This window comes from Bradyrhizobium sp. Ses1 (assembly GCF_059512365.1).
In genome coordinates, this window is the sequence record NZ_JCAMOQ010000005.1 from 98773 (window position 1) to 119169 (window position 20397).

A 20397-nucleotide genomic window follows, 5' to 3' on the forward strand; every position below is an offset into this window, starting at 1 on the left:
GGCCTTAACCCATGAGCTTCTCGAGTGCAGGTTATCAGTTGCAGCCGGTGCTGCCCGAGCTCGTGCTCGCGGTCGGCTCGATGGTGCTGTTGATGATCGGGGCCTATCGCGGGCAGGGGACGACGCGGCTCGTGACCACGCTTGCGACGTTGCTGCTCATCCTCACCGGCGTGCTCATACTGATGCTGCCGTCCGGCAAGCTCGTCACCTTCGGCGGCAGCTTCATCGTCGACGACTTTGCCCGCTTCCTGAAGATCCTCGCGCTGATCGGCTCGGCGGCAACGCTGATCCTGTCGACGGAATTCCTGTCCGACCCGTCGCGTCGCATCTTCGAATATTCGATCCTGGTGCTGCTCTCGACGCTCGGCATGATGGTGCTGATCTCAGCGGGCGACCTGATTGCGCTCTATCTCGGGCTCGAGCTGATGAGCCTTGCGCTCTACGTCGTCGCCGCCAGCCACCGCGACAACGCCAAGTCGACCGAAGCCGGACTCAAGTATTTTGTGCTGGGCGCGCTGTCCTCGGGCATGCTGCTCTATGGCGCCTCGCTGATCTATGGCTTCACCGGCACCGTCAACTTCGCTGGCATCGCGGCGGCTGCGACGACCGGCACACCCGGCATCGTGTTCGGGCTGGTGTTCCTGCTCGCCGGCCTCTGCTTCAAGGTCTCGGCAGTGCCGTTCCACATGTGGACGCCCGACGTCTACGAGGGCGCGCCGACGCCGGTCACGGCGTTCTTCGCTTCCGCGCCGAAGGTCGCGGCGATGGCAGTGTTCACCCGTGCGACGCTGACCGCATTCCCCGGCATCGTGCCGCAGTGGCAGCAGATCCTCGTCTTCGTCTCCATCGCCTCGATGGCGCTCGGCTCATTCGCTGCGATCGGGCAGAAGAACATCAAGCGCCTGATGGCCTATTCCTCGATCGGCCACATGGGCTTTGCGCTGGTCGGGCTCGCCGCCGGCACGGTGGAAGGCGCGCAGGGCGTGCTGATGTACGTCGCGATCTATGTCGCGATGACGCTCGGCTCATTCGCAATCATCCTCGCGATGAAGCGCAACGGACAGCATGTCGAGCAGATCAGCGATTTCGCAGGCCTCTCGCGCACCAATCCGCTGCTCGCCTTCTTCTTCGCGATGCTCCTCTTCTCGCTCGCCGGCATTCCGCCACTCGCGGGCTTCTTCGCCAAGTGGTACGTCTTCGTCGCGGCGATCAAGGCCAACCTGTTCACACTCGCCGTGATCGGCGTGCTGACCAGCGTGGTGGGCGCCTACTACTATCTCGCCATCATCAAGACGATGTATTTCGACGAGCCGGTGGGCAAGCTCGATCCGGTCCGGATCGAATTGCGCGGGGTGCTGGCGGTCGCGGGCCTCTTCAACATCTTCTTCTTCGCTTATCCAGGACCGCTGGTCAGCGTTGCGACCGCCGCGGCGAAGTCACTTTTCTAGATGCCGTTTACGCTTGGTCATCGCGCCACTTCCGCCGGCTACAGGCTAGCCGCCTTTGACCAGGTCGGCTCGACGAATGCGGAGGCTCTGGTCCGCGCCCGTGAAGGCGAGCGCGGACCGATGTGGTTCGTGACGACTGAGCAGACGGCGGGGCGCGGCCGACGGCAGCGGACCTGGATCGCCCCACGCGGCAATCTCGCCAGCAGCATCCTTGAGGTCATGGACGTCGCGCCCGCGGTCGCGGCGACGCTCGGCTTTGCCGCGGGGCTGTCGCTGGAGGCTGCGCTGCAAAAGATCAGCGTCGAGGCGGCGCTGCGTCTGGGCGGGACGGATGCGCTGAAGTTCTCCCTGAAATGGCCGAACGACGTGCTGGCCGGGAACAAGAAGCTCGCCGGCATCCTGCTCGAGGCCGAGATCGTCGCGGGCGGCCGCCTTGCCGTCGTGGTCGGCATCGGCACCAATGTCGTAGGGGCGCCGGAGGGCACGCCGACGCCCGCGACCTCGCTGGCCGCTCTTGGCATCCATGTCGGCGCCGAGGAGCTGTTTACCGCGCTTTCGGAGGCCTGGGTGGAATTCCGCGGCGTCTGGGACAACGGCCGCGGTTTTGCGGAAATCCGCAGGCTTTGGCTCGCGCGTGCGGCCCGGCTGGGGGAGAATGTGGCGGTCCAGACGGGGAACGCTATTCTCGAAGGCACGTTCGACACCATCGATGAGACAGGTTGCATGATTATCCGGCTGCCCGACGGCAAGCACGTCCCCGTAACCGCAGGCGAGGTCTATTTCGGTACGGCGGCCTCAGTAGGATCTGCCTGATGGCGCGGCCGGATGAACTGACCTTTGCGCCGCTCGGCGGCGTCGGCGAGATCGGCATGAACCTGTCGATCTATGGGCTCGGCAACCGCCAGCAACGGTCCTGGCTCGCGGTCGATCTCGGCGTCTCCTTCGGTGACGAGGAGCATCTGCCCGGCATCGACCTGATCATGCCCGACATCTCGTTCCTGGAGAAGGAACGACAGAACCTGATGGGCCTGGTGCTGACGCACGCCCATGAGGACCACTTCGGCGCCATCATCGATCTCTGGCCGAAACTGCAGTGCAAGATCTACGCGACGAAGTTCAGCGCGGCGCTGTTCGAGGCCAAATGCGCCGCCGAGCGCAACCCGCCGAAAATCCCGATCACCGTGGTGCCCTCGGGCGGGCGCGTCGATATCGGCCCGTTCAACGTCGAATTCATCCCGGTCGCGCATTCAATCCCTGAGTCGCATGCGCTCGCGATCCACACCGAGGTCGGCACCGTCCTGCACACCGGCGACTGGAAGCTCGACCAGACGCCGACCGTCGGGCCGCCGACCGATGAAAAACGCTTGCGCGAGCTTGGCGACGCCGGCGTGCTGGCGCTGGTCGGCGATTCCACCAACGCGGTACGCGACGGGCGTTCGCCCTCGGAAGCCGAGGTGTCGAAGACCATCGCCGGGCTGGTCAAGAGCGCGAAGGGCCGCGTCGCGGTGACGACCTTTGCTTCCAACGTCGCACGCATCAGGGCGGTGGCCGATGCGGCGCGGATAGCGGACCGCGAGGTCGTGGTGGTCGGCCGCGCCATGGACCGCGTGGTCCAGGTCGCGCGCGAGACCGGCTACCTCGACGGCGTGCAGAATTTCCGCGGGCCCGATCTCTACGGCCACTTCCCGGCTGACAAGGTGCTGGCGATCTGCACCGGCAGCCAGGGCGAGCCGCGCGCGGCGCTGGCGCGGATCGCCAAGGACGATCATCCTGAGATCACGCTCAACAAGGGCGATTGCGTGATCTTCTCCTCTCGCACCATTCCAGGCAATGAGAAGGCGGTCGGCTCGATCATCAACGATCTGGTCGAGCAGGGTATCGAGGTCATCACCGATCGCGACCATCTGGTCCACGTCTCCGGCCATCCGCGCCGCGACGAGGTGCGCGACCTGCTGTCCTGGGTGCGGCCGCAGATTCTGATCCCGGTACATGGTGAAGCGCTGCATTTGCACGAGCACGCCAAGCTTGCGCGTGCTGCGGGCGTGCCAAAAGTGATCGAGTGCCGCAATGGCGACCTGGTCAAGCTCGGGCCCGGCGAGCCCGGGATCATCGCCGAGGTGCCCTCAGGGCGGCTCTACAAGGATGGCATCATTCTGGAGGACGCCAAGTCGCGCGCCGTGGTCGAGCGGCGGCGGCTGGGATTTGCCGGCTGCGCCTTCGTCGCGATCGTCATGACGGCACAGGGGGAATTGGCCGAGGATCCGGAGGTCGACCTGGTCGGCGTGCCGGAGAAAAATAGCGTAGGCGAGGCGCTCGACGAGATCGTGTTCGATGTGGTGGTATCGACCGTGGAAGGCCTGCCGCGGGCGCGCCGGCGCGACCCGGATGCGGTCGCGGAGTCGGTCCGCCGCGCAGTGCGCGGGACCGTGAACGAGCATTGGGGCAAAAAGCCGATTTGCGTCGTTCACGTGCTGACGGTCTGACGCCGGTTCGGCACGGCGGCGACAAGAATAAGCGTATCTGCGAGGGAGAGACAACATGCTGGGCCGGCTCAACCACGTCGCGATAGCGGTCAAGGACGCCAAGAAGGCGGCCAAGATCTACGGCGCGGCATTCGGCGCCGAGATTTCGGATGCAGTGCCGTTGCCGGAGCACGGTGTCATCACCGTGTTCGTGACCTTGCCCAACACCAAGATCGAGTTCATCGAGCCGCTCGGCGATGCTTCGCCGATCGCAAAATTCGTCGAGCGCAATGCCGACGGCGGCATCCATCACGTCTGCTATGACGTGCCCGACATCATCGCCGCGCGCGACCGGCTGATCGCCGAAGGCGCGCGCGTGCTCGGCGACGGCCAGCCCAAGATCGGCGCCCACGGCAAGCCGGTGCTGTTCTTCCATCCGAAGGATTTTTCCGGCGCGCTGGTCGAGATTGAGCAGGAGTAGCGCCTGATCGGTTCTGATTGCATCAGAACCGATCAGGCTCTAGCTTTTGTCTCGACGCGTTTTCTTGACGCGAACCGGCATCCACTTCGCTTGAAAACGCTACGGTATGGCCTACAGCATCTCAACCGCGTTCGCGATCTACTTCGTCTTATGGTGGGTCGTGCTGTTCCTGACGCTGCCGTTCGGCGTGCGCAGCCAGCACGAGGAGGGCGGGGGCGTCGAAGGCACCGATCCCGGCGCGCCGATCATGGCGCGGATGGGCCGCAAGCTGCTTTGGACCACGCTGATCTCGGCGGCCATTTTTGCTGTTGCGATGTGGGCCTACAACGCCGGCTATCTCAGCATCGAAAGATTGTCGAAGTTGATGGGAACGCCGTTCTAGCGCGCGTTGTTTTTTTGACTAGTCCACTGACTTTTCGGCCTGTTCCTCATGGGAAGGATGGGCGCTTCGGTCTTGGGCCTTCCGGCACGGTCCGGTCTATTTGAGATGCTGCTGTGCGATGCGGTGGACACAGGCGCTTGATGCGAACCGATCCGCTGGAAGAAGCGTGTTTACATTCGACAAAACTCGTGCAGACTTGCCCGGCCTGGGAAAAAAGAGAAAATATGGCCGTGGCCGTTGGGAGGCAGCGCGGATTGTCGCATGTTTTCGCATTCTGACCATATCCGCGAAATCGAAAGCGTCAGTCTCGGCGCGGCAACCAACCGTGATGATATTGTCGTGCAGAGCTGGCTGCGCTGCATCAACCAACACCGGCTCGATCCAGCACAGGCTTGCGAAGCCTATATCGTTCCCGATACCGAGTTGCGTGAGCACCGTCAGCAGTCGGAAGTACTGATATCGATCGCGCGCTCGGGACTTGAGAACCTGTTTCGGCAGGTCGCCGGCCAGAACTATGTGTTGCTGCTCTCGGACCGCCAGGGCGTGACGGTCGAATTTCTTGGAGATCCGCTGTTCGACAATAATCTGCGCAAGGCGGGGCTCTATCTTGGCTCAGAGTGGTCGGAATCCCGGGCGGGTACCTGCGCCGTCGGCGCCTGCATCGAAAGCGGGGATGCGCTAAGCATTCATCAGACCGATCATTTCGACAATACGCACACGCCGCTGTCCTGCACTGCTGCGCCGATCTACGATGTTCGCGGTGCGCTCGCGGCGGTGCTCGACATTTCGCTCCTGAGTTCTCCCATCAAGAAGGCGAGCCAGAATCTCGCTTTGCACCTGGTCACGGCGACCGTGCGGCGTATCGAACTGGCCAACTTGATGGCGCAGGCAAGCCGGGAATGGGTGCTGCGCTTCGCCCGATCGCCGGAATTTCTGGACGTCGATCCGGAGGCGGCCATTTCCATCGACGGATCTGGACGCATCATCGGGATGACCAATGGTGGCGCCAAGATCTTGGCACGTTCCGTGAGCCGCGACTGGCGCCAGCCCGACGATCTGATCGGGCAGCCCCTTTCGCGCTTCTTTGAAATTGATATCAACGACTTGCCGAATCTGACACGACAACGCCGCACGCAGGATCGCCTCGTCTTTGCCCGCGACGGCAACGCGCTGTTTGCCCATGCGATCGAACCGAACATCGCCGTGCACGCCCCCGCAAGCATCAGGCACGAGATTCCCGCCTCGTTGCGCGATCTCGGCCGAGGCGATCCGCAAATCGCGACACTTCAGGTCAAGGCTGCAAAACTTGCCGCAAAGCCGTTGTCGATCCTCATTCAGGGCGAAACGGGGACCGGCAAGGAATATCTCGCCCGTGCGATCCATGACAGCAGCGCCGTCAAGGGCAGGTTTGTCGCCGTCAATTGTGCGGCGATTCCCGAGCAGTTGATCGAAGGCGAACTGTTCGGCCATGTTCCGGGGGCTTTCACCGGGGCCAATGCCAAGGGCCGCAAGGGTCTGATTGAAGAGGCTGACGGCGGCACGTTGTTCCTCGACGAGATCGGTGACATGCCGCTGCCGCTGCAGAGCCGGTTGTTGCGTGTGCTCGCCGAGAAGGAGCTGATGCCGATCGGTGCGACCCGTCCGAAGCCGGTCGATGTTCGCGTGATCTCCGCCTCCCACCGCATGATCGAAACGCTCGTGAGGGAAGGGTCCTTTCGTGAGGACTTGTTTTACCGGCTGAACGCCGCAACGCTGTTCTTGCCGCCGCTCAGGGAGCGATCCGACTTTGCGTGGCTGCTGGGCAAGATCGTGGAGAGGCATCGGGCGAAGGAAGATTCGCTGGTGGTGTCCCCGGCAGCGCTCGATGTGCTTGAGACATACGCCTGGCCTGGCAACATCCGTGAACTGGACAATGTCATCTCGGTTGCCGCGGCGCTCTGTCAGAACGGCGTCATCGAACCTCACGATCTTCCGGATGCTTTACTGAGAACGACCGGCGTCGCAAAGGCGAAAGAGCCGCATTCGCAGAAGACGATGCTGGAAACGATGCTTGCGGCCTGCGGCGGAAATATTTCGGAAGCCGCGCGCAGGCTGGGTGTCGACCGGTCCACCGTTCATCGTCAAATCAAGCGATACGGTTTGAGCCAACGTACCTGACGCTGTCGCGGTGCGACTGCAACAGGTGTGGCATCTGTTGCAGGCCGTGCAACAGTAGCGGCCGCTGTTTCGCTAGAGCATTTTCGGTTCTGATTGAATCAGAACCGAAGCTCTAGATTCTTGTTTTGACGCGTTTTCTTCACGCGAACCGGTGTCCCCTTCGCTCGAAAACGCTCCAGAAAACGAAGGATTTCTTCGGGTTTTGCCGTTGGCACGGCGATTGCTCCTTTCATTTGCAAGCATTCGTAAGAGTGCAACAGCAAATGGGAGGATTTTCATGCCATTCGATCTCGAGGGGCGCGCGATTGTCGTGACCGGATCCGGCCGCGGCATCGGCGAAGCCATCGCACGCGGTCTTGCGGCGGATGGGGCGCTGCTGACGATCGCGGACATTGACGAAGGCAATGCTTCGACAGTCGCGGAAGGAATTCGCGCCGCAGGCGGCAAGGCGATTGCCGTCCGCGTCGATGTCACCAGCCGCGACAGCGTCAAGGCCATGATCGCCGCGACGGTGAGGGCGCACCGCAAGCTGGATGTGATCTTCAACAATGCGGGCATAGCGCAGACGAAGCCGTTCCTGTCCATCACCGAGCAGGATTGGCGCAGGGTTATGGATACCAACGGTCTCGGTGTTCTCATCTGCATGCAGGAGGCGATCAAGCAGATGATCGCGCAGGGCCACGGAGGCAAGATCATCAACACCGCCTCTATCGCGGGCAAGCAGGGTTATGAACCGCTCGCTCATTATTCGGCCAGCAAGTTCGGCGTCGTGGCGTTGACGCAGGCGGCGGCCCGCGCTTTCGGAGCGCAGAAGATCAACGTCAATGCCATCTGTCCGGGTGTCGTGGCGACGGACATGTGGAAGCTCATCGACAAGGGCTTCAAGGACGAGGGTTTGACCTCGCGCGACAACGAAGCCTTCGAGACGTTCTCTGCCGGGATTCTGCTCGGGCGTCCATCCGCGGCGGACGATCTCTGCGGTGTTTCGCGGTTCCTGGCGTCATCCGCATCCGACTACATGACCGGCCAGAGTCTCGTCGTCGACGGAGGCATGGTTCTTATCTGAGGTCGCGAAGAAAAATCATCACGCTCTATTGCGTTTTTGAGCGACGTGAAAAGCGGTTCGCGCGAAGAAACCGCATCAAAACAAACCAGAACCCCGGCTTGATTCCATCAGCGCCGGAAAGGCTCCAGGAGGGGAAACAAACATGCAGTATGCGATCGAGGTTGCGCCATTACGACTTAATTCGTCGATCAAGGGATTGGCGTTGGTCTACGGGCTCACGATACTTTCGTGTTTCATCGTCAATCTGATCGTGAAGGCGATGCCGATCGGACCATGGAGCAGCGATCAGATCAGCCAGATGTTCTGGCTGGATAACGTCACCTGGCAATTGCTCAGTCTGTGGTGGGCCCTGCTGTCAATCGTATGTTGCGGCTGGCCGTTTGATCGGATCAAGAGCAATCTCGCGCGCGGATTTGTCATCGTTGCAGCTTCGTGGATGTTGGGCTGGCTATCGGCAAAGTCGATCTACTGGAGCGGGCTTGGCGCCGATTGGATATTTCCGATCGTCGGATGCATCTTCTTCTTTCTGGCGTTCTTTTCGTTCACGGGTGAGAACTGGATCGTGGCGGGTATGCCGCCGTACCGGCAGTTTTTCATTCTGCTGGTTCTGATCGGATTCTGCACCTATCTCGTTACGAGTTCGGTGGTGCGGTGGATACCGGCCTGGTGGTTTCCCTTCGTGCAGATGGGGGCCGCTACGGGACTGCTCGCATACTGGACGCGGGGTATGAAACAGCCGGGTCGCGGGTTTACGCAGATGGCGATCCTCTTCCTGACCGTGCTGCTCTGCCTATGGGTCAGCCGCTATTTGGGGCTGTGGGATTCTGCTAAGCCCGGCGTCGGGAATTTCTGGTCCATCGGATACTTCACCGACGATCAGTACTGGCTGCTGTGGTTCATGGTCGCCTGTTCGGTTACCTATGGCGTTTTGATCCCCATTCACAACTGGCCGTTCTCCCAGATTCCCATGCCGTGGGGTGGATTGGCGGCGTCCAGCTTTTGCCTATTGCTCGCCTATCTGGTGACGAAACTCTTGTTTGACCTGATCGGGCCGGTTTTCGGCAACATCAGCGAAGCCTTCACCTACGGCTACATGGGCACGCACTGGTCCTTCATAGTTCCGATGCTGTTCGGTTACGGGCTGGCCAAGCCCTATCTCTGGAAGGGACAGAGGACACCAGGCTCATGGGATGATGTCCCGTGAGGATGAGAGAGAAGCCGAACCGGGCAACTCGCGATCATAGCCGGTCCAGGCAAATTTCCTTCCATGACCTCCAGCCCGGCATGAGCCGGACCAGGCATTGAAGCCGAATGCAGCAAACCACAAACGCAAATAGTTACAGGAGGAAAGAATGAAAGCCTTGCGATTTCATGCAGCCAAAGATCTGCGTCTCGATACGATTCCAATACCGGCGGAAACGCCAGCCGCGGGTCAGGTCCTGATCCGGAACCGCTTCGTCGGCATCTGCGGCACCGACCTGCACGAGTATGCCTACGGGCCGATCTTCATCCCCGTCGAACCGCATCCGTTTACAGGTGTCAGCGGGCCGCAGGTTCTCGGTCACGAATTCGGCGGCGTGGTCGAAGCGGTCGGGAGGGGGGTTACATCGGTGAAGCCGGGCGACCGCGTATCGGTTCAGCCGTTGATCATGCCACGCGCCGGCGACTATTTCGCCGACCGCGGTCTCTTCCATCTCAGCCCGCAACTTGCATTGGCGGGGTTGAGTTGGGTGTCTGGCGGAATGGCGGAATATGCCCTGCTCAACGAATACAATGTTGAGAAGATTCCAGACGAGATGACTGATGAGGAAGCCGCGCTTGTCGAGCCGACAGCGGTGGCCGTCTACGCCTGCGACCGCGGTGGCGTGACGGCAGGCAACAGCGTGCTGGTCACCGGCGCAGGCCCAATCGGGATACTGACGCTGCTGGCTGCCCGGGCGGCGGGTGCTGCTCAGCTTTTCGTTTCAGACATCAACGACGCGCGATTGAAATTCGCCAAGTCCATCTTGCCTGACGTCGTCACCATCAATCCGAAGCGCGACAATCCCGGCGATGTGGTCCGCTCGCTGAGCGAAGGGAATGTCGGCTGCGACGTCGCGATCGAATGCGTCGGTAACGAGCAGGCTCTCAAGGCCTGCACGGACGCGCTGCGGAAGCAGGGGGTCGTGGTGCAGACCGGTCTTCATCCCCACGAAAATCCGCTCGACTGGTTCCAGGTCACGTTCAAGGACATCGATATACGCGGATCGTGGGCCTATCCCACGCATTACTGGCCGCGTGTCATCAGGCTGATCAGCACCGGTCTGCTGCCGGCGAAGAAGGTGGTGACCAAGAAGATCACGCTGGATCAGGCGGTCGGAGGAGGCTTCGACGTGCTGCTCGATCCCGCCGGTCAGCATCTGAAAATCCTGATCGATCTGACGAAATAGCTTCTGCGAAAGGCGCGGGCGCTCGCCATGCATGGCGAGCGCCCGCGTTGACTGATGTTACCAAAATACAAGAGAGAGGAGACGACTATGCTGGACAATAGCCCTCACACCAAGGTGGAGGCTGCCCTCGGTAAGCTGGAGGACGCGCTCGCCGGCGGCAAGATCGATGTTGCGGTGAATCTGTTTCAGGCCGATTGCTACTGGCGCGATCTCGTGGCCTTCACCTGGAACCTGCGCACCATGGAAGGTCAGGGCCAGGTTCGCGAGATGTTGACGGCGCAGCTCGCCGGCATCAAACCCCGCCATTTTCGTCAGGACGCAAGCAATCCCGCGAGCGAGGCCGACGGCGTCGCGGATGGTTGGTTTGAGTTCGAAACCGAAGTGGCGCGCGGCTACGGCCATATCCGGCTGAAGAACGGACTGATATGGACGCTGCTCACAACCATGACGGAGCTGAAAGGCCACGAGGAGCCGAAAGGGTCGATGCGGCCCATGGGGGCCGAGCACGGCAGCGATCCTGCTCGCAAGACCTGGAAGGAAAAGCGCGAACAGGAGATCGCCGAGCTCGGCGTCAAGACGCAACCCTACGTCGTTATTGTCGGCGGCGGTCAGGGCGGCATCGCCCTTGGCGCACGATTGCGGCAGCTCGGCGTGCCGACCATTATCGTCGAGAAGAACGAGCGGCCGGGCGATAGCTGGCGCAAGCGCTACAAGTCGCTCTGCCTGCACGATCCGGTCTGGTACGACCACTTGCCCTACATCCCGTTCCCGGAGAACTGGCCGGTGTTCGCGCCCAAGGACAAGATCGGCGATTGGCTGGAAATGTACACGAAGGTCATGGAGCTGAACTACTGGAGTTCCACGACGTGCAAATCCGCCAAGTACGACGAGAAGGCAAAGGAGTGGACGGTCGTCGTCGAGCGTGGCGGCAAGGAGATCGTGCTGAAACCGAAACAGCTCGTGTTGGCGACCGGGATGTCGGGCAAGGCAAACATCCCGAAGTTCAGGGGGCAGGATGTTTTCAAGGGCGAGCAGCAGCATTCGTCGCAACATCCGGGACCGGACGCCTACAAGGGAAAGAAGGTGGTTGTCGTCGGATCCAACAACTCCGCGCACGATATCTGCGCGGCGCTCTGGGAAGCCGGGGCCGATGTCACGATGTTGCAGCGCTCGTCGACCCACATCGTGAAATCGGACTCGCTGATGGAAATCGGCCTTGGCGATCTCTATTCCGAGCGTGCCGTCGCCTCAGGCATGACGACCCGCAAGGCGGATCTGATTTTCGCCTCGCTCCCCTATCGCATCATGCACGAATTCCAGATCCCGATTTACAACGCCATTCGCAAGAAGGATGCAGCGTTCTACAAGCGCTTGGAAAAGGCAGGTTTCATGCTGGATTTCGGCGACGACGAGTCCGGCCTGTTCATGAAATATCTGCGCCGCGGCTCGGGATATTACATAGATGTCGGAGCCTGCGATCTCGTTGCCGATGGAAGGATCAAGCTGGTGAGCGGCGTGAACGTTCGCGAGCTCAAGGAGCATTCCATCCTGTTGGATGATGGCCGCGAGCTGGATGCGGATCTGATCGTTTACGCCACCGGCTACGGCTCGATGAATGGTTGGGCTGCGGACCTGATCTCCAAGGACGTGGCCGACAAGGTCGGCAAATGCTGGGGACTTGGCTCCAACACGACCAAGGACCCTGGTCCGTGGGAAGGCGAACAGCGCAACATGTGGAAACCGACGCAACAGGAAGGTCTGTGGTTCCACGGCGGCAATCTGCACCAGTCGCGCCACTACTCGCAGTATCTTTCGTTGCAGCTAAAGGCCCGAAAGGAGGGACTTGCGACGCCGGTTTACGGCCTGCAGGAAGTCCATCATCTTTCCTGAGGTTCATTTGCGCGGGTGGCGTGCGGCGATTTCTGTCGCCGCACGCGAAGCGAGCCCGGGTTTCTTCCTCCCTCTCTCCGTTCTTACAGGGAGAGGGGGCGCCCGAGCGCTAGACTAGTTCGTCTCGCTCGCGGAGCGGCGTCCGGATATGACGTCGCCGAAGCGCTCCCAGCTTTCGCCGTTGAAGCGAATGAGCTGCAGGTCCTGGATCGGGCCGAAATCGTTGGCGCTCGTGTTCATCTTGATGCCCGGCAGCAGCCCGTCAAGCTCGACGTCCTTCAGCGAAGCGGCCTGCTTCATGACGTTCTCGCGCGTCAGGTTGTCGCCGCAGGCTTTCAGGACATGGACCAGCGATTGGGCGGCTGAATATCCCGTCAGCACCAGCACGTCGGCCCGATTTCCCCTCGGATAATACTTCACCAGAAACTGGTCGAAACGGCGGATGCCGGGATCGTCCTTCCACTGGGCGTCGGTCGCATCCTTCAGATAGGTGGCGGATACGATGCCCTGGCCGTTCTCCAGGCCGGCCGGTTTCATCACGCTCGCGACCGAAATCGAGACGCTGGTCATGACGTGCATGGGCTTCCAGCCGATTTCCGCGATCTTCTTGATGGCTTGCGCTGCAAACTTGGGAGTCGCGAAGTTGACGATGACGTCGACATTGGCTGACTTCATCTTCACGATGTGCGAGTCGATCGTCGGCTCCGAGGTCTCATAGCTCTCCTCGGCGACAATCATCGAGCGAGCCTTGTCGCCCAGCCCGTCCCTGAAGCCTTTCATGAAGTCGACGCCGGAATCGTCATTCTGGAAGAATACGCCGATCCTGGCGTCGGGCTCCTCCTTGAGAACGTATTTCGCGAAGATGCGGGCTTCGCTCTGGTAGTTCGGCTGCCAGCCCGTGGTCCAGGGGAAGTGCTTCGGGTCGTTCCACTTGGTGGCGCCGCTGGAGACGAAGAGATGCGGCACTTTTTTCGTGTTCATGTATTTGTGGATGGCGCTGTTGGTCGGCGTTCCCAATGCATGGAAAATCAGGAGCACTTCATCGCTTTCGACCAGCTTGCGGGCCTGCTCGACCGTCTTCGGCGGTGAGTAGGCGTCGTCATATGAGATGAAGTTGATCTTGCGGCCGTTGATGCCGCCCTGTTCGTTGATCATCCTGAAGTAGGCCGCTTCGGTCTCGCCGATGACGCCATAGGCGGACAGCGGCCCGCTATAGGGCATGATGTTGCCAATCTTGATCTCGGTATCGGTGGCGCCGACGTCATATTTCTTCTGCGCCGAGGCCGTGCTGGTTGCGGCAAGCACAGCGACGGCCGCGAAAAACACCCGCCGGACGGTATGGCTCAATGACATTCCAACTCTCCCTAGCTTGCGCGGGCCGCTTTCTTCGCGCGGCCTCATTGGATCGGTCCGGCCGGACCGTCATGCTGGAGGGTTGACCGGTCCGAACTTGACGCGATATCCTGCCATCAATGTACATTGAATGCAATGTACATCATAAGAGGGTAGGGAAGAACAAGGGGAGAAGGAAATGCCGAAGGTGTTGTCGCCTGCGCAAATCGAAGGCTTTTGGAAAGATGGATATGTCGCTCCCATCCGCGCGATATCGACCGAGCAAGCGGCTTCGATCCGCGCGAAGCTTGAGGCGTTCGAGCGAACCATCGGCGGTCCGCTCAGCGGGTCGCTGCGCGGACGGAGCCATCTATTGTTCACCTGGCTGAACGACTTGATCCGCGAAGAGCGGATCGTCGATGCGATCGAGGATCTCTACGGCGAGAATATCCTGTGTTGGGCGAGCAGTTTCTTCATCAAGGAAGCGGAGGACCCGTCATTCGTGTCATGGCACCAGGACTCCACCTATTGGGGCCTGTCGAGCCCGGATGTCGTCACCGCGTGGGTTGCGCTGTCGGAGAGCAACAAAGCGAACGGCGCCCTGGAAGTCGTGCCCGGCACGCATCTGCAGGATCAGATCCCGCATCGCGATACGTTCTCCAAAAACAACATGCTGACGCGCGGACAGGAGGTTGCGGTAGAGGTCGATCCGAAAATGGCGGTCATGCTCGAACTCGAGCCGGGCGAAATGTCGTTGCACCATGTGCGCCTGATCCACGGCTCGGCGCCCAATCCGTCGAAGCGTCGCCGCATCGGCTTTGCGATCCGCTACATGCCGACGTCGGTGCGGCAGCTCGAAGGGGAAGACAGCGCCTCGCTGGTGCGTGGCGTCGATACTTACCGGACCTTCGAGCACGAACCGATTCCAAGCCGCGACATGGACCCGGTGGCGGTCGAGTTTCATCGCAAGCAGCACGAACGTTCAGTGAAGATCCTCTATAAGGGCGTGAAGGTCCCGGCATAGAGGCACTGAAAGACCCCATGCACCCACCCGTGCAGCCCGGCTGGATCGATGCACCGCACAGACGGCTAAGCCTGCCGCGCCTTGTATTGGAGAGCGGTGAAGCGATCGAGGACTTCGAGCTGTCCTATGCCGTCCATGGCGACATCGATGATCGTTCGCTTCCGGTCATCGTCGCCCTCTGCGCCATCGGAAGCAGCCACCACCGGCTTGATTTCCTGATCGGGGAGGGCCGGGCGCTCGATCCCGGCCGGGCCAGGATCTTCGCGATCGATGCAATCGGCAACGGCCTGAGCAGCTCACCGTCACTGTCGCGCAGGCAGCCGCGGCTGAACTTCCCCCGCTTCACCATCCGCGACATGGTGAACAGCCAGAAGCTGCTGATGCAGCATCTCGGCATCGAAACCGTCGATCTCGTGATCGGCGCCTCGATGGGCGGGATGCAGGCGCTGCAATGGGCGGTTTCCTATCCCGATATTGTGCGGCAGGTCGTGGCCATGACGCCGATGGCGAAGACGACCGCCTGGTCGGGCGCCGTCAACCATGCCGCGCGGCTTGCCCTGCAAAGCCATGCGGCGGACCCGAATACATGTCCGGACCAGCTTCCGAACCGCTGGGAAAGCTGGAGCGCGGTCATGCAGCTTCTCGGCGCGCGGACGCCGCAGCATATTGACAGGCAGTTCAGCGGTCCTGATGAGATCAGGCGCTGGTTGTTAGATCGTACGCGGCTCTGGCTGGAGCAGGGTTTCGATCCGCTCGATTGGATCTATCAGTCGTTCGCGTATGACGGCCATGATGTCGGTGATACGCCAGGCTTTCGGGGAGATACGATCGCCGCGCTGCGATCGATCCGGGCGCGGACGCTGATCGCGATCCCGCCGCTGGACCTCTACAATCCGACGGAAGCCGGCCGCTGGGCGGCGCAGCACATCGCCGATTGCGAATTGGTGGAGGTGATGTCGGATTCCGGCCACCAGGTTGCCAGTGCAACCGATCCAGCCGCCGCCTCCGAGCTGAACCGGCGGATAGCTGCCTTCCTGCGATGAAGGTATATCTTCGCGAAGCGCTGTTCGCCGGTTAAGTTCCGGCGAAGTCTGCAACCAGACGTTGGGAACATGAAAGCGTCACCGCAAGCCGCCGCTACTGCCGAAGCATTCGAGAAGACGTCGATGCAACGGGATGCATTTCTGTTGCTCAAGGACATGATCGAGCAGGGGCGGATTCGGCCCGGTGAGAAATTGCTGGAAGTGCAGGTCGCCAAAGCATTCGGCATCAGCCGTTCACCCGCCAGACATGCGTTGCGGGCGCTGTGCGAGGCGAAGATCGTCCATCCATTGGAGGGGCGGGGTTACCAGGTCGCCGGCCGTCCGAAGGCTGAGCATGTCGGGCAGATCGCCTCGCTTGGCGAATCGCGGATCGCTCCGTTGCCGCAATGGGAACGGGTTTACAAGAAGGTCGAGCAGGAACTCTGGATTCGCGTGCTGTTCGGATCGCTCAGGATTACCGAAGCGGCGTTAGCTGACTTCTTCAATGTCAGCCGCACCGTCGCCCGCGATGTCCTTGCCCGCATGCACAGCGTGGGGATGGTCGGAAAGGACGGGCTCGGCCATTGGATTGCGCCGCATGTGTCGTCGGACAAGATCCGCGAACTGTTCGAGATGCGTGCGATCCTCGAGCCGGAGGCGCTGATGCGCGCCGCGCCGCTGGCGCCAGCTGCGGAACTCGGACGCATGCATGCGGACCTGCGGCGTGCGATATCAAACGGTCCGGTCGAAATCGGACCAGTCGGGCAACTCGAAACTGACCTCCACATCAATCTGCTGGACCATTGTCCCAACCGCGAGATCGTCAAGGCGCTGCAGAGAACGCATATCCTCTTTGTGCCGAGCCTTTATCTGCTCGACTCCAGCCTGAGCGTTCCGCAGGGGACCATGCACGATGCCCTGGAGGAGCATCTCGCGATCGTCGAGCAGCTCCGTCGCGACAATGTCAGCAAGGCCGCCAGATTGTTGCGCGAGCATCTGGGCTCCGCAGCAACACGCTGGCTCGAGCGTTTCGAGATTTTTTCGAAGGCGGACCGGTCGCCGCTGCCGCCTTATCTGTCTCCGTTCAAGGATACGGGTTCGAGCTGATCCGCACACTATTCCGCCGTCCGTGCTCGCAGCCGCTGCGCGTAGACATTGATGACGAGCGCGGCGAGCAGGATCAGGCCGCGGATCAGGATTTTCAGGAAGCTGTCGATATTGACGTGGTCGAGGCCGTTGTTGAGCACGCCCAGCACGAACAGGCCGACAATGGTGTTGCCGATGCCGCCGCGGCCGCCGAACAGGCTGGTGCCGCCGACCACCACAGCGGCGATCGAATCGAGCAGGTAGGTGTCGAATTCGTTCTGCTGCGCGCTGCCGAAATGCGCGACGCCGAGCATGCCGGCGATGCCGGAGCAGACTGCTGAGATCACCATCACGCTGCCCAGGATCAGCTTGACGTTGAGCCCGGAATATTCCGCCGCTTCGCGATTGCCGCCGACCATGTAGACGTAGCGGCCGATGCGGGTGTAGGTGAGCACCAGGTGGCCGGCGAGCAGCATCACCGCCGCGACGATCACGATCCATGGAATGCCGCCGATGGATCCGGATCCGAGCGTCGCGACCAGGTCGGGCACCTTGTAGGCGATCTGGCCGCGCACCAGCAGCGCCGAGATGCCGGCCGCGATCTGCATCATCGCCAGCGTCATGATGAAGGAGGGGATGCCGATCACGGTCAGCCCCAGGGCATTGACGAGGCCGAGCAGTGCGCAGAGCGCCAATGACAGCATGATCGCCGCCCAGCCCGGCAACGGTACATTGGCGATGTTCACATAGGATTCCTGCAGCGTGAAATAGGCAACGGCAATCCCGGTGACGTTGGCGATGGCGGCGATCGAGAGATCGATCTCGGCGCACAGGATCACGAAGGTCAGGCCGACGGCGATGATGCCGGTGACGGAGACTTGCGTCAGGATGTTGCCGAGATTGTCGAGGGTCGCGAAGGAGGGGCTCGCGATTGCGAAGAACCCGCTCAGGCAGATCAGTGTCAGGAACGGCGCGATGTTGCGCATCTGCGAGCGCAGGATCGCAGTCGCGCTGCGCTGTCCGCCGCGATGCACCGTTGCAGTCACCCCTTCGCTGCTTGCCATGCTGTTCTCCGTCAGGCCGCCTCGAGCAGGCGGTCCTTGCTGACCACCTCACCCGCAAATTCGCGCACCACCACGCCGCGTTTCATGACGATGATGCGATCGGCAAGCGACAACACCGTCTCCGGTTCGGTCGAGAGCACGATGACGGCGAGCCCTTTGGCGCTGAGCTCGCGGACGATGTTGATGACATCGTTCTTGGCGCCGACATCCATGCCGCGGGTCGGCTCACACAGCACCAGCACCCGCGGCGGATAGCTCAGCCACTTTGCCAGCGCCACCTTCTGCTGATTGCCGCCCGAGAGCATCCCGAGGTCGAGCTCAACCGCCGCCGGGCGGATCTGCAATTGCTCGACCTGCCGGGCGGCAATCGAGCGCTCGCGCGACGGCTTGAGCAGAAGTGCAGATATACGGTCGAGCACGCTGATCGAGATGTTCTTGTACACCGGCTCCTGGTGAAACAGCATCGCGCGTCGGCTCTCGGGGACAAAGGCGATTCCGGCGCGCCGGGCCGCGGCCGTGCTGCGGAAGGCTGTGCGGTTGTCGTCGATGACCACCGTGCCGCTGTCGGGCTTGATCTTGCCAAACAGGACGCGCGCCAATTCCAACTGGCCGCATCCCATGAAGCCGTAGATGCCGAGCACTTCGCCGGCGCGCACGTCGAACGAGACGTCCTGGACGCTGCGGGCGAGCGACAGTGCGTCGGCTTTCAAGACCACTGGACGGTCACCGCGCGGCGGCAGCGTGATGTCATGCGCATAGGTCTCTTCCAGCGCCTCGCGGCCCTTGCCGATCATCGCTTCGATCAGTGCGGCCTTGCTGGCCGCGGCGGCTTCGGTTTCGTGGACCTTCCGCCCATTGCGGAACACCGTCACGGTGTCGGAAATGCGCAGGATGTCCTCGATGAAATGGGAGATGAAGACGATGCCGGTGCCCTCGTCGCGCAGCCGTCGCAAAGTCGCGAACAACCGCTCGACCTCGGGCGGGGAGAGCGCCGAGGTTGGCTCGTCCAGGATGACGATGCGGGCGCCGGAGAACAGCACACGCGCGATCTCGATCAGTTGCTGCAGGCCGATCGGCAGATCGCCCAGCCGCGTCATCGGATCGACGTCGATGCCGAAGCGCGCAAGCTGCTCGCCCGCCTCGCGCGCCATCCTCCGCCACTGAACGATACCGAAACGGTTGGTCGGCTGCGCCCCGAGAAAGACGTTCTCGGCAACGGAAAGATCGGGCGCGACGCTGAGTTCCTGATGCACCATGGCGACACCGGCCGCATGGGCATCGCTCGCCCTGCGGAAACGGGTCTGGCGTCCGTCGAGTACGAAGCGGCCGGAGAATTCCGGATGCACGCCGGCGATGATTTTCATCAGCGTGCTCTTTCCCGCGCCGTTTTCGCCGACGAGACCGTGGATCTCGCCGGCGTAAAGCGCGAAGTCGACCCCACGAAGCGCTTCGACACCGCCGAAAGCCTTCGTGATCTCCTTCAATTCGAGGATCGGTGAGCGTCCCTGTGGCATGCGGGCGGCTCAGATCAGATAATGATCCTCCATCCATTGCATGCCAGCGGCATTGGCTTTGGTTACCACCGGACCGTCGGTCACCACGCTCTTTGGAATGCCCTGTCCGCTCTTCTCGCCCGCGGTCACCGCGGCGACGCCCGCGATGATGGCGCCGCCGTGGATGCGGCACGATGGATTACGGACGGTCGCGAACATGCGGCCTTCGCTCACCGCCTGGATCGCCGGTGGCATGGCGTCGACCCCGCCGATCAGGATGTTGGTGCGGTTGCGCGCCTTCATGATGTTGTAGGCGGCGAGCGCCATGTCGTCATTGTGGAAGAAGGCGGCGTCGATCTGCGGGTATTTGGTGAGATAGGTCTCCCACAGACGCGCGGTCTTGGAGACATCCCAATCGGCCGGCTGGGTGTCGAGCACCTCGATGTTCGGATACTGCTTCACGACTGCGTTGAAGCCCTTGGCGCGGCCCTGCGCGCCGGTATGGCCGAGTGCGCCTTGCGTCATGATGATCTTGCCCTTGCCGCCGATGGCGTTGACGAGCGCCTGCGTCACCGAGGACCCCATGAATTCATTGTCCGGGGCGAGGAAGGAATGGACGTTGATCTGATCGAGCGGAGCGATCAGCGTATCCATGTCGATGACGGGAATGCCGGCGTCAATCATCTTCTGCACCGGCTGGGTCAGCGTGCCGATGCCGAACGCCTGGATGGCGACGAAGTCCCATTTTTGCGACGCCATATTGTCGATCGCGGCGCGCTGCTTGACCGCATCGAGCTGGCCGTCGAACCATGTGACCTCGACGTTGAAGAGCTTGCCCCAATATTCGGCCGCCTGTTTGCCTTGCGCGCACCAGGTGGCCTGCAGGCCGGCGTTGGAGAATGCAGCCTTCAGCGGTTTCTCGGAACGTCCCACTTCCGCCGCGAGCGCGGGGCTCACGCCAATCCCGCCGAGCAGCGCGGCTGCTGCGCCGCCGGCTGCCGCCGTCTGAAGAAGATCGCGCCTGGTCCTTGAAGATGTGTCCTTCCCTGGCATCGCACGCT

General features: G+C 61.8%; 17 protein-coding genes. 13 read left to right on the forward strand and 4 right to left on the reverse strand.

Annotated elements, in window-relative coordinates; genetic code table 11:
* Positions 1–11: 11 nt before the first annotated feature.
* The 10 genes from nuoN to AC5ZG5_RS08850 all read left to right on the forward strand — a co-directional run bounded on the left by nuoN (position 12) and on the right by AC5ZG5_RS08850 (position 12315).
* The gene (gene nuoN, locus AC5ZG5_RS08805; RefSeq protein ID WP_208822644.1) at positions 12–1448 is read left to right on the forward strand and encodes an NADH-quinone oxidoreductase subunit NuoN; all 1437 of its coding nucleotides are present in this window, start codon (positions 12–14) and stop codon (positions 1446–1448) included.
* A complete protein-coding gene (locus AC5ZG5_RS08810; RefSeq protein WP_456642345.1) occupies positions 1449–2261 on the forward strand; it encodes a biotin--[acetyl-CoA-carboxylase] ligase in 813 nt (270 codons plus the stop codon).
* Positions 2261–3931: a ribonuclease J gene (locus tag AC5ZG5_RS08815; RefSeq protein WP_456642346.1), complete on the forward strand. Its 1671-nt coding sequence runs from the start codon at positions 2261–2263 to the stop codon at positions 3929–3931. Before AC5ZG5_RS08810 ends, AC5ZG5_RS08815 begins: the two co-directional genes overlap by 1 nt.
* A gap of 55 nt (positions 3932–3986) precedes the next feature.
* On the forward strand, positions 3987–4391 hold the full coding sequence (gene mce / locus AC5ZG5_RS08820) for a methylmalonyl-CoA epimerase (RefSeq protein WP_028162787.1): 405 nt from the start codon (positions 3987–3989) through the stop codon (positions 4389–4391).
* Between the two features lie 106 nt (positions 4392–4497).
* The gene (locus AC5ZG5_RS08825) at positions 4498–4773 is read left to right on the forward strand and encodes a DUF1467 family protein (RefSeq protein WP_028162786.1); all 276 of its coding nucleotides are present in this window, start codon (positions 4498–4500) and stop codon (positions 4771–4773) included.
* A 261-nt stretch (positions 4774–5034) separates the two neighbouring features.
* A complete protein-coding gene (locus AC5ZG5_RS08830; RefSeq protein ID WP_456642347.1) occupies positions 5035–6930 on the forward strand; it encodes a sigma-54-dependent Fis family transcriptional regulator in 1896 nt (631 codons plus the stop codon).
* Positions 6931–7207: 277 nt separating this feature from the next.
* Positions 7208–7996, forward strand: a complete 789-nt coding sequence (locus AC5ZG5_RS08835; RefSeq protein WP_456642348.1) for an SDR family NAD(P)-dependent oxidoreductase — start codon at positions 7208–7210, stop codon at positions 7994–7996.
* Between the two features lie 142 nt (positions 7997–8138).
* Positions 8139–9200 carry a hypothetical protein gene (locus tag AC5ZG5_RS08840; RefSeq protein WP_456642349.1) on the forward strand — a complete coding sequence of 354 codons (1062 nt, stop codon included), beginning with the start codon at positions 8139–8141 and terminating at the stop codon, positions 9198–9200.
* 148 nt (positions 9201–9348) lie between these two features.
* Entirely contained in the window at positions 9349–10425 is a 1077-nt protein-coding gene (locus AC5ZG5_RS08845; RefSeq protein WP_456642350.1) for a 2,3-butanediol dehydrogenase, read from the forward strand.
* Between the two features lie 87 nt (positions 10426–10512).
* Entirely contained in the window at positions 10513–12315 is a 1803-nt protein-coding gene (locus AC5ZG5_RS08850; protein ID WP_456642351.1) for an NAD(P)/FAD-dependent oxidoreductase, read from the forward strand.
* 114 nt (positions 12316–12429) lie between these two features.
* On the opposite strand, the gene AC5ZG5_RS08855 is transcribed toward AC5ZG5_RS08850, so the two are convergent.
* Positions 12430–13668: an ABC transporter substrate-binding protein gene (locus AC5ZG5_RS08855; protein ID WP_456642352.1), complete on the reverse strand. Its 1239-nt coding sequence runs from the start codon at positions 13666–13668 to the stop codon at positions 12430–12432.
* A 178-nt stretch (positions 13669–13846) separates the two neighbouring features.
* Here AC5ZG5_RS08855 and AC5ZG5_RS08860 point away from each other — a divergent pair, with 178 nt between their 5' ends.
* The 3 genes from AC5ZG5_RS08860 to AC5ZG5_RS08870 all read left to right on the forward strand — a co-directional run bounded on the left by AC5ZG5_RS08860 (position 13847) and on the right by AC5ZG5_RS08870 (position 16800).
* The gene (locus AC5ZG5_RS08860; RefSeq protein WP_028162779.1) at positions 13847–14671 is read left to right on the forward strand and encodes a phytanoyl-CoA dioxygenase family protein; all 825 of its coding nucleotides are present in this window, start codon (positions 13847–13849) and stop codon (positions 14669–14671) included.
* A gap of 17 nt (positions 14672–14688) precedes the next feature.
* On the forward strand, positions 14689–15714 hold the full coding sequence (locus AC5ZG5_RS08865; RefSeq protein WP_456642353.1) for an alpha/beta fold hydrolase: 1026 nt from the start codon (positions 14689–14691) through the stop codon (positions 15712–15714).
* Positions 15715–15837: 123 nt separating this feature from the next.
* Positions 15838–16800, forward strand: coding sequence for a GntR family transcriptional regulator (locus AC5ZG5_RS08870; protein WP_207231051.1), 963 nt, complete (start codon positions 15838–15840; stop codon positions 16798–16800).
* A gap of 8 nt (positions 16801–16808) precedes the next feature.
* On the opposite strand, the gene AC5ZG5_RS08875 is transcribed toward AC5ZG5_RS08870, so the two are convergent.
* Genes AC5ZG5_RS08875 through AC5ZG5_RS08885 form a run of 3 tightly spaced genes read right to left on the reverse strand, consistent with a single transcriptional unit; the run spans position 16809 to position 20389 of the window.
* On the reverse strand, positions 16809–17843 hold the full coding sequence (locus AC5ZG5_RS08875) for an ABC transporter permease (protein ID WP_456642354.1): 1035 nt from the start codon (positions 17841–17843) through the stop codon (positions 16809–16811).
* A gap of 11 nt (positions 17844–17854) precedes the next feature.
* The gene (locus tag AC5ZG5_RS08880; RefSeq protein ID WP_456642355.1) at positions 17855–19357 is read right to left on the reverse strand and encodes a sugar ABC transporter ATP-binding protein; all 1503 of its coding nucleotides are present in this window, start codon (positions 19355–19357) and stop codon (positions 17855–17857) included.
* A 9-nt stretch (positions 19358–19366) separates the two neighbouring features.
* Entirely contained in the window at positions 19367–20389 is a 1023-nt protein-coding gene (locus AC5ZG5_RS08885; protein WP_456642356.1) for a sugar ABC transporter substrate-binding protein, read from the reverse strand.
* Positions 20390–20397 lie beyond the last annotated feature (8 nt).

What these genes read in the sequence shown, in the direction of transcription:
- nuoN (WP_208822644.1), top strand. Translation starts at nt 12, where the DNA reads ATGAGCTTCTCGAGTGCAGGTTATCAGTTGCAGCCGGTGCTGCCCGAG.
- AC5ZG5_RS08810 (WP_456642345.1), top strand. Translation starts at nt 1,449, where the DNA reads ATGCCGTTTACGCTTGGTCATCGCGCCACTTCCGCCGGCTACAGGCTA.
- AC5ZG5_RS08815 (WP_456642346.1), top strand. Translation starts at nt 2,261, where the DNA reads ATGGCGCGGCCGGATGAACTGACCTTTGCGCCGCTCGGCGGCGTCGGC.
- mce (WP_028162787.1), top strand. Translation starts at nt 3,987, where the DNA reads ATGCTGGGCCGGCTCAACCACGTCGCGATAGCGGTCAAGGACGCCAAG.
- AC5ZG5_RS08825 (WP_028162786.1), top strand. Translation starts at nt 4,498, where the DNA reads ATGGCCTACAGCATCTCAACCGCGTTCGCGATCTACTTCGTCTTATGG.
- AC5ZG5_RS08830 (WP_456642347.1), top strand. Translation starts at nt 5,035, where the DNA reads ATGTTTTCGCATTCTGACCATATCCGCGAAATCGAAAGCGTCAGTCTC.
- AC5ZG5_RS08835 (WP_456642348.1), top strand. Translation starts at nt 7,208, where the DNA reads ATGCCATTCGATCTCGAGGGGCGCGCGATTGTCGTGACCGGATCCGGC.
- AC5ZG5_RS08840 (WP_456642349.1), top strand. Translation starts at nt 8,139, where the DNA reads ATGCAGTATGCGATCGAGGTTGCGCCATTACGACTTAATTCGTCGATC.
- AC5ZG5_RS08845 (WP_456642350.1), top strand. Translation starts at nt 9,349, where the DNA reads ATGAAAGCCTTGCGATTTCATGCAGCCAAAGATCTGCGTCTCGATACG.
- AC5ZG5_RS08850 (WP_456642351.1), top strand. Translation starts at nt 10,513, where the DNA reads ATGCTGGACAATAGCCCTCACACCAAGGTGGAGGCTGCCCTCGGTAAG.
- AC5ZG5_RS08855 (WP_456642352.1), bottom strand. Translation starts at nt 13,668, where the DNA reads ATGTCATTGAGCCATACCGTCCGGCGGGTGTTTTTCGCGGCCGTCGCT.
- AC5ZG5_RS08860 (WP_028162779.1), top strand. Translation starts at nt 13,847, where the DNA reads ATGCCGAAGGTGTTGTCGCCTGCGCAAATCGAAGGCTTTTGGAAAGAT.
- AC5ZG5_RS08865 (WP_456642353.1), top strand. Translation starts at nt 14,689, where the DNA reads ATGCACCCACCCGTGCAGCCCGGCTGGATCGATGCACCGCACAGACGG.
- AC5ZG5_RS08870 (WP_207231051.1), top strand. Translation starts at nt 15,838, where the DNA reads ATGCAACGGGATGCATTTCTGTTGCTCAAGGACATGATCGAGCAGGGG.
- AC5ZG5_RS08875 (WP_456642354.1), bottom strand. Translation starts at nt 17,843, where the DNA reads ATGGCAAGCAGCGAAGGGGTGACTGCAACGGTGCATCGCGGCGGACAG.
- AC5ZG5_RS08880 (WP_456642355.1), bottom strand. Translation starts at nt 19,357, where the DNA reads ATGCCACAGGGACGCTCACCGATCCTCGAATTGAAGGAGATCACGAAG.
- AC5ZG5_RS08885 (WP_456642356.1), bottom strand. Translation starts at nt 20,389, where the DNA reads ATGCCAGGGAAGGACACATCTTCAAGGACCAGGCGCGATCTTCTTCAG.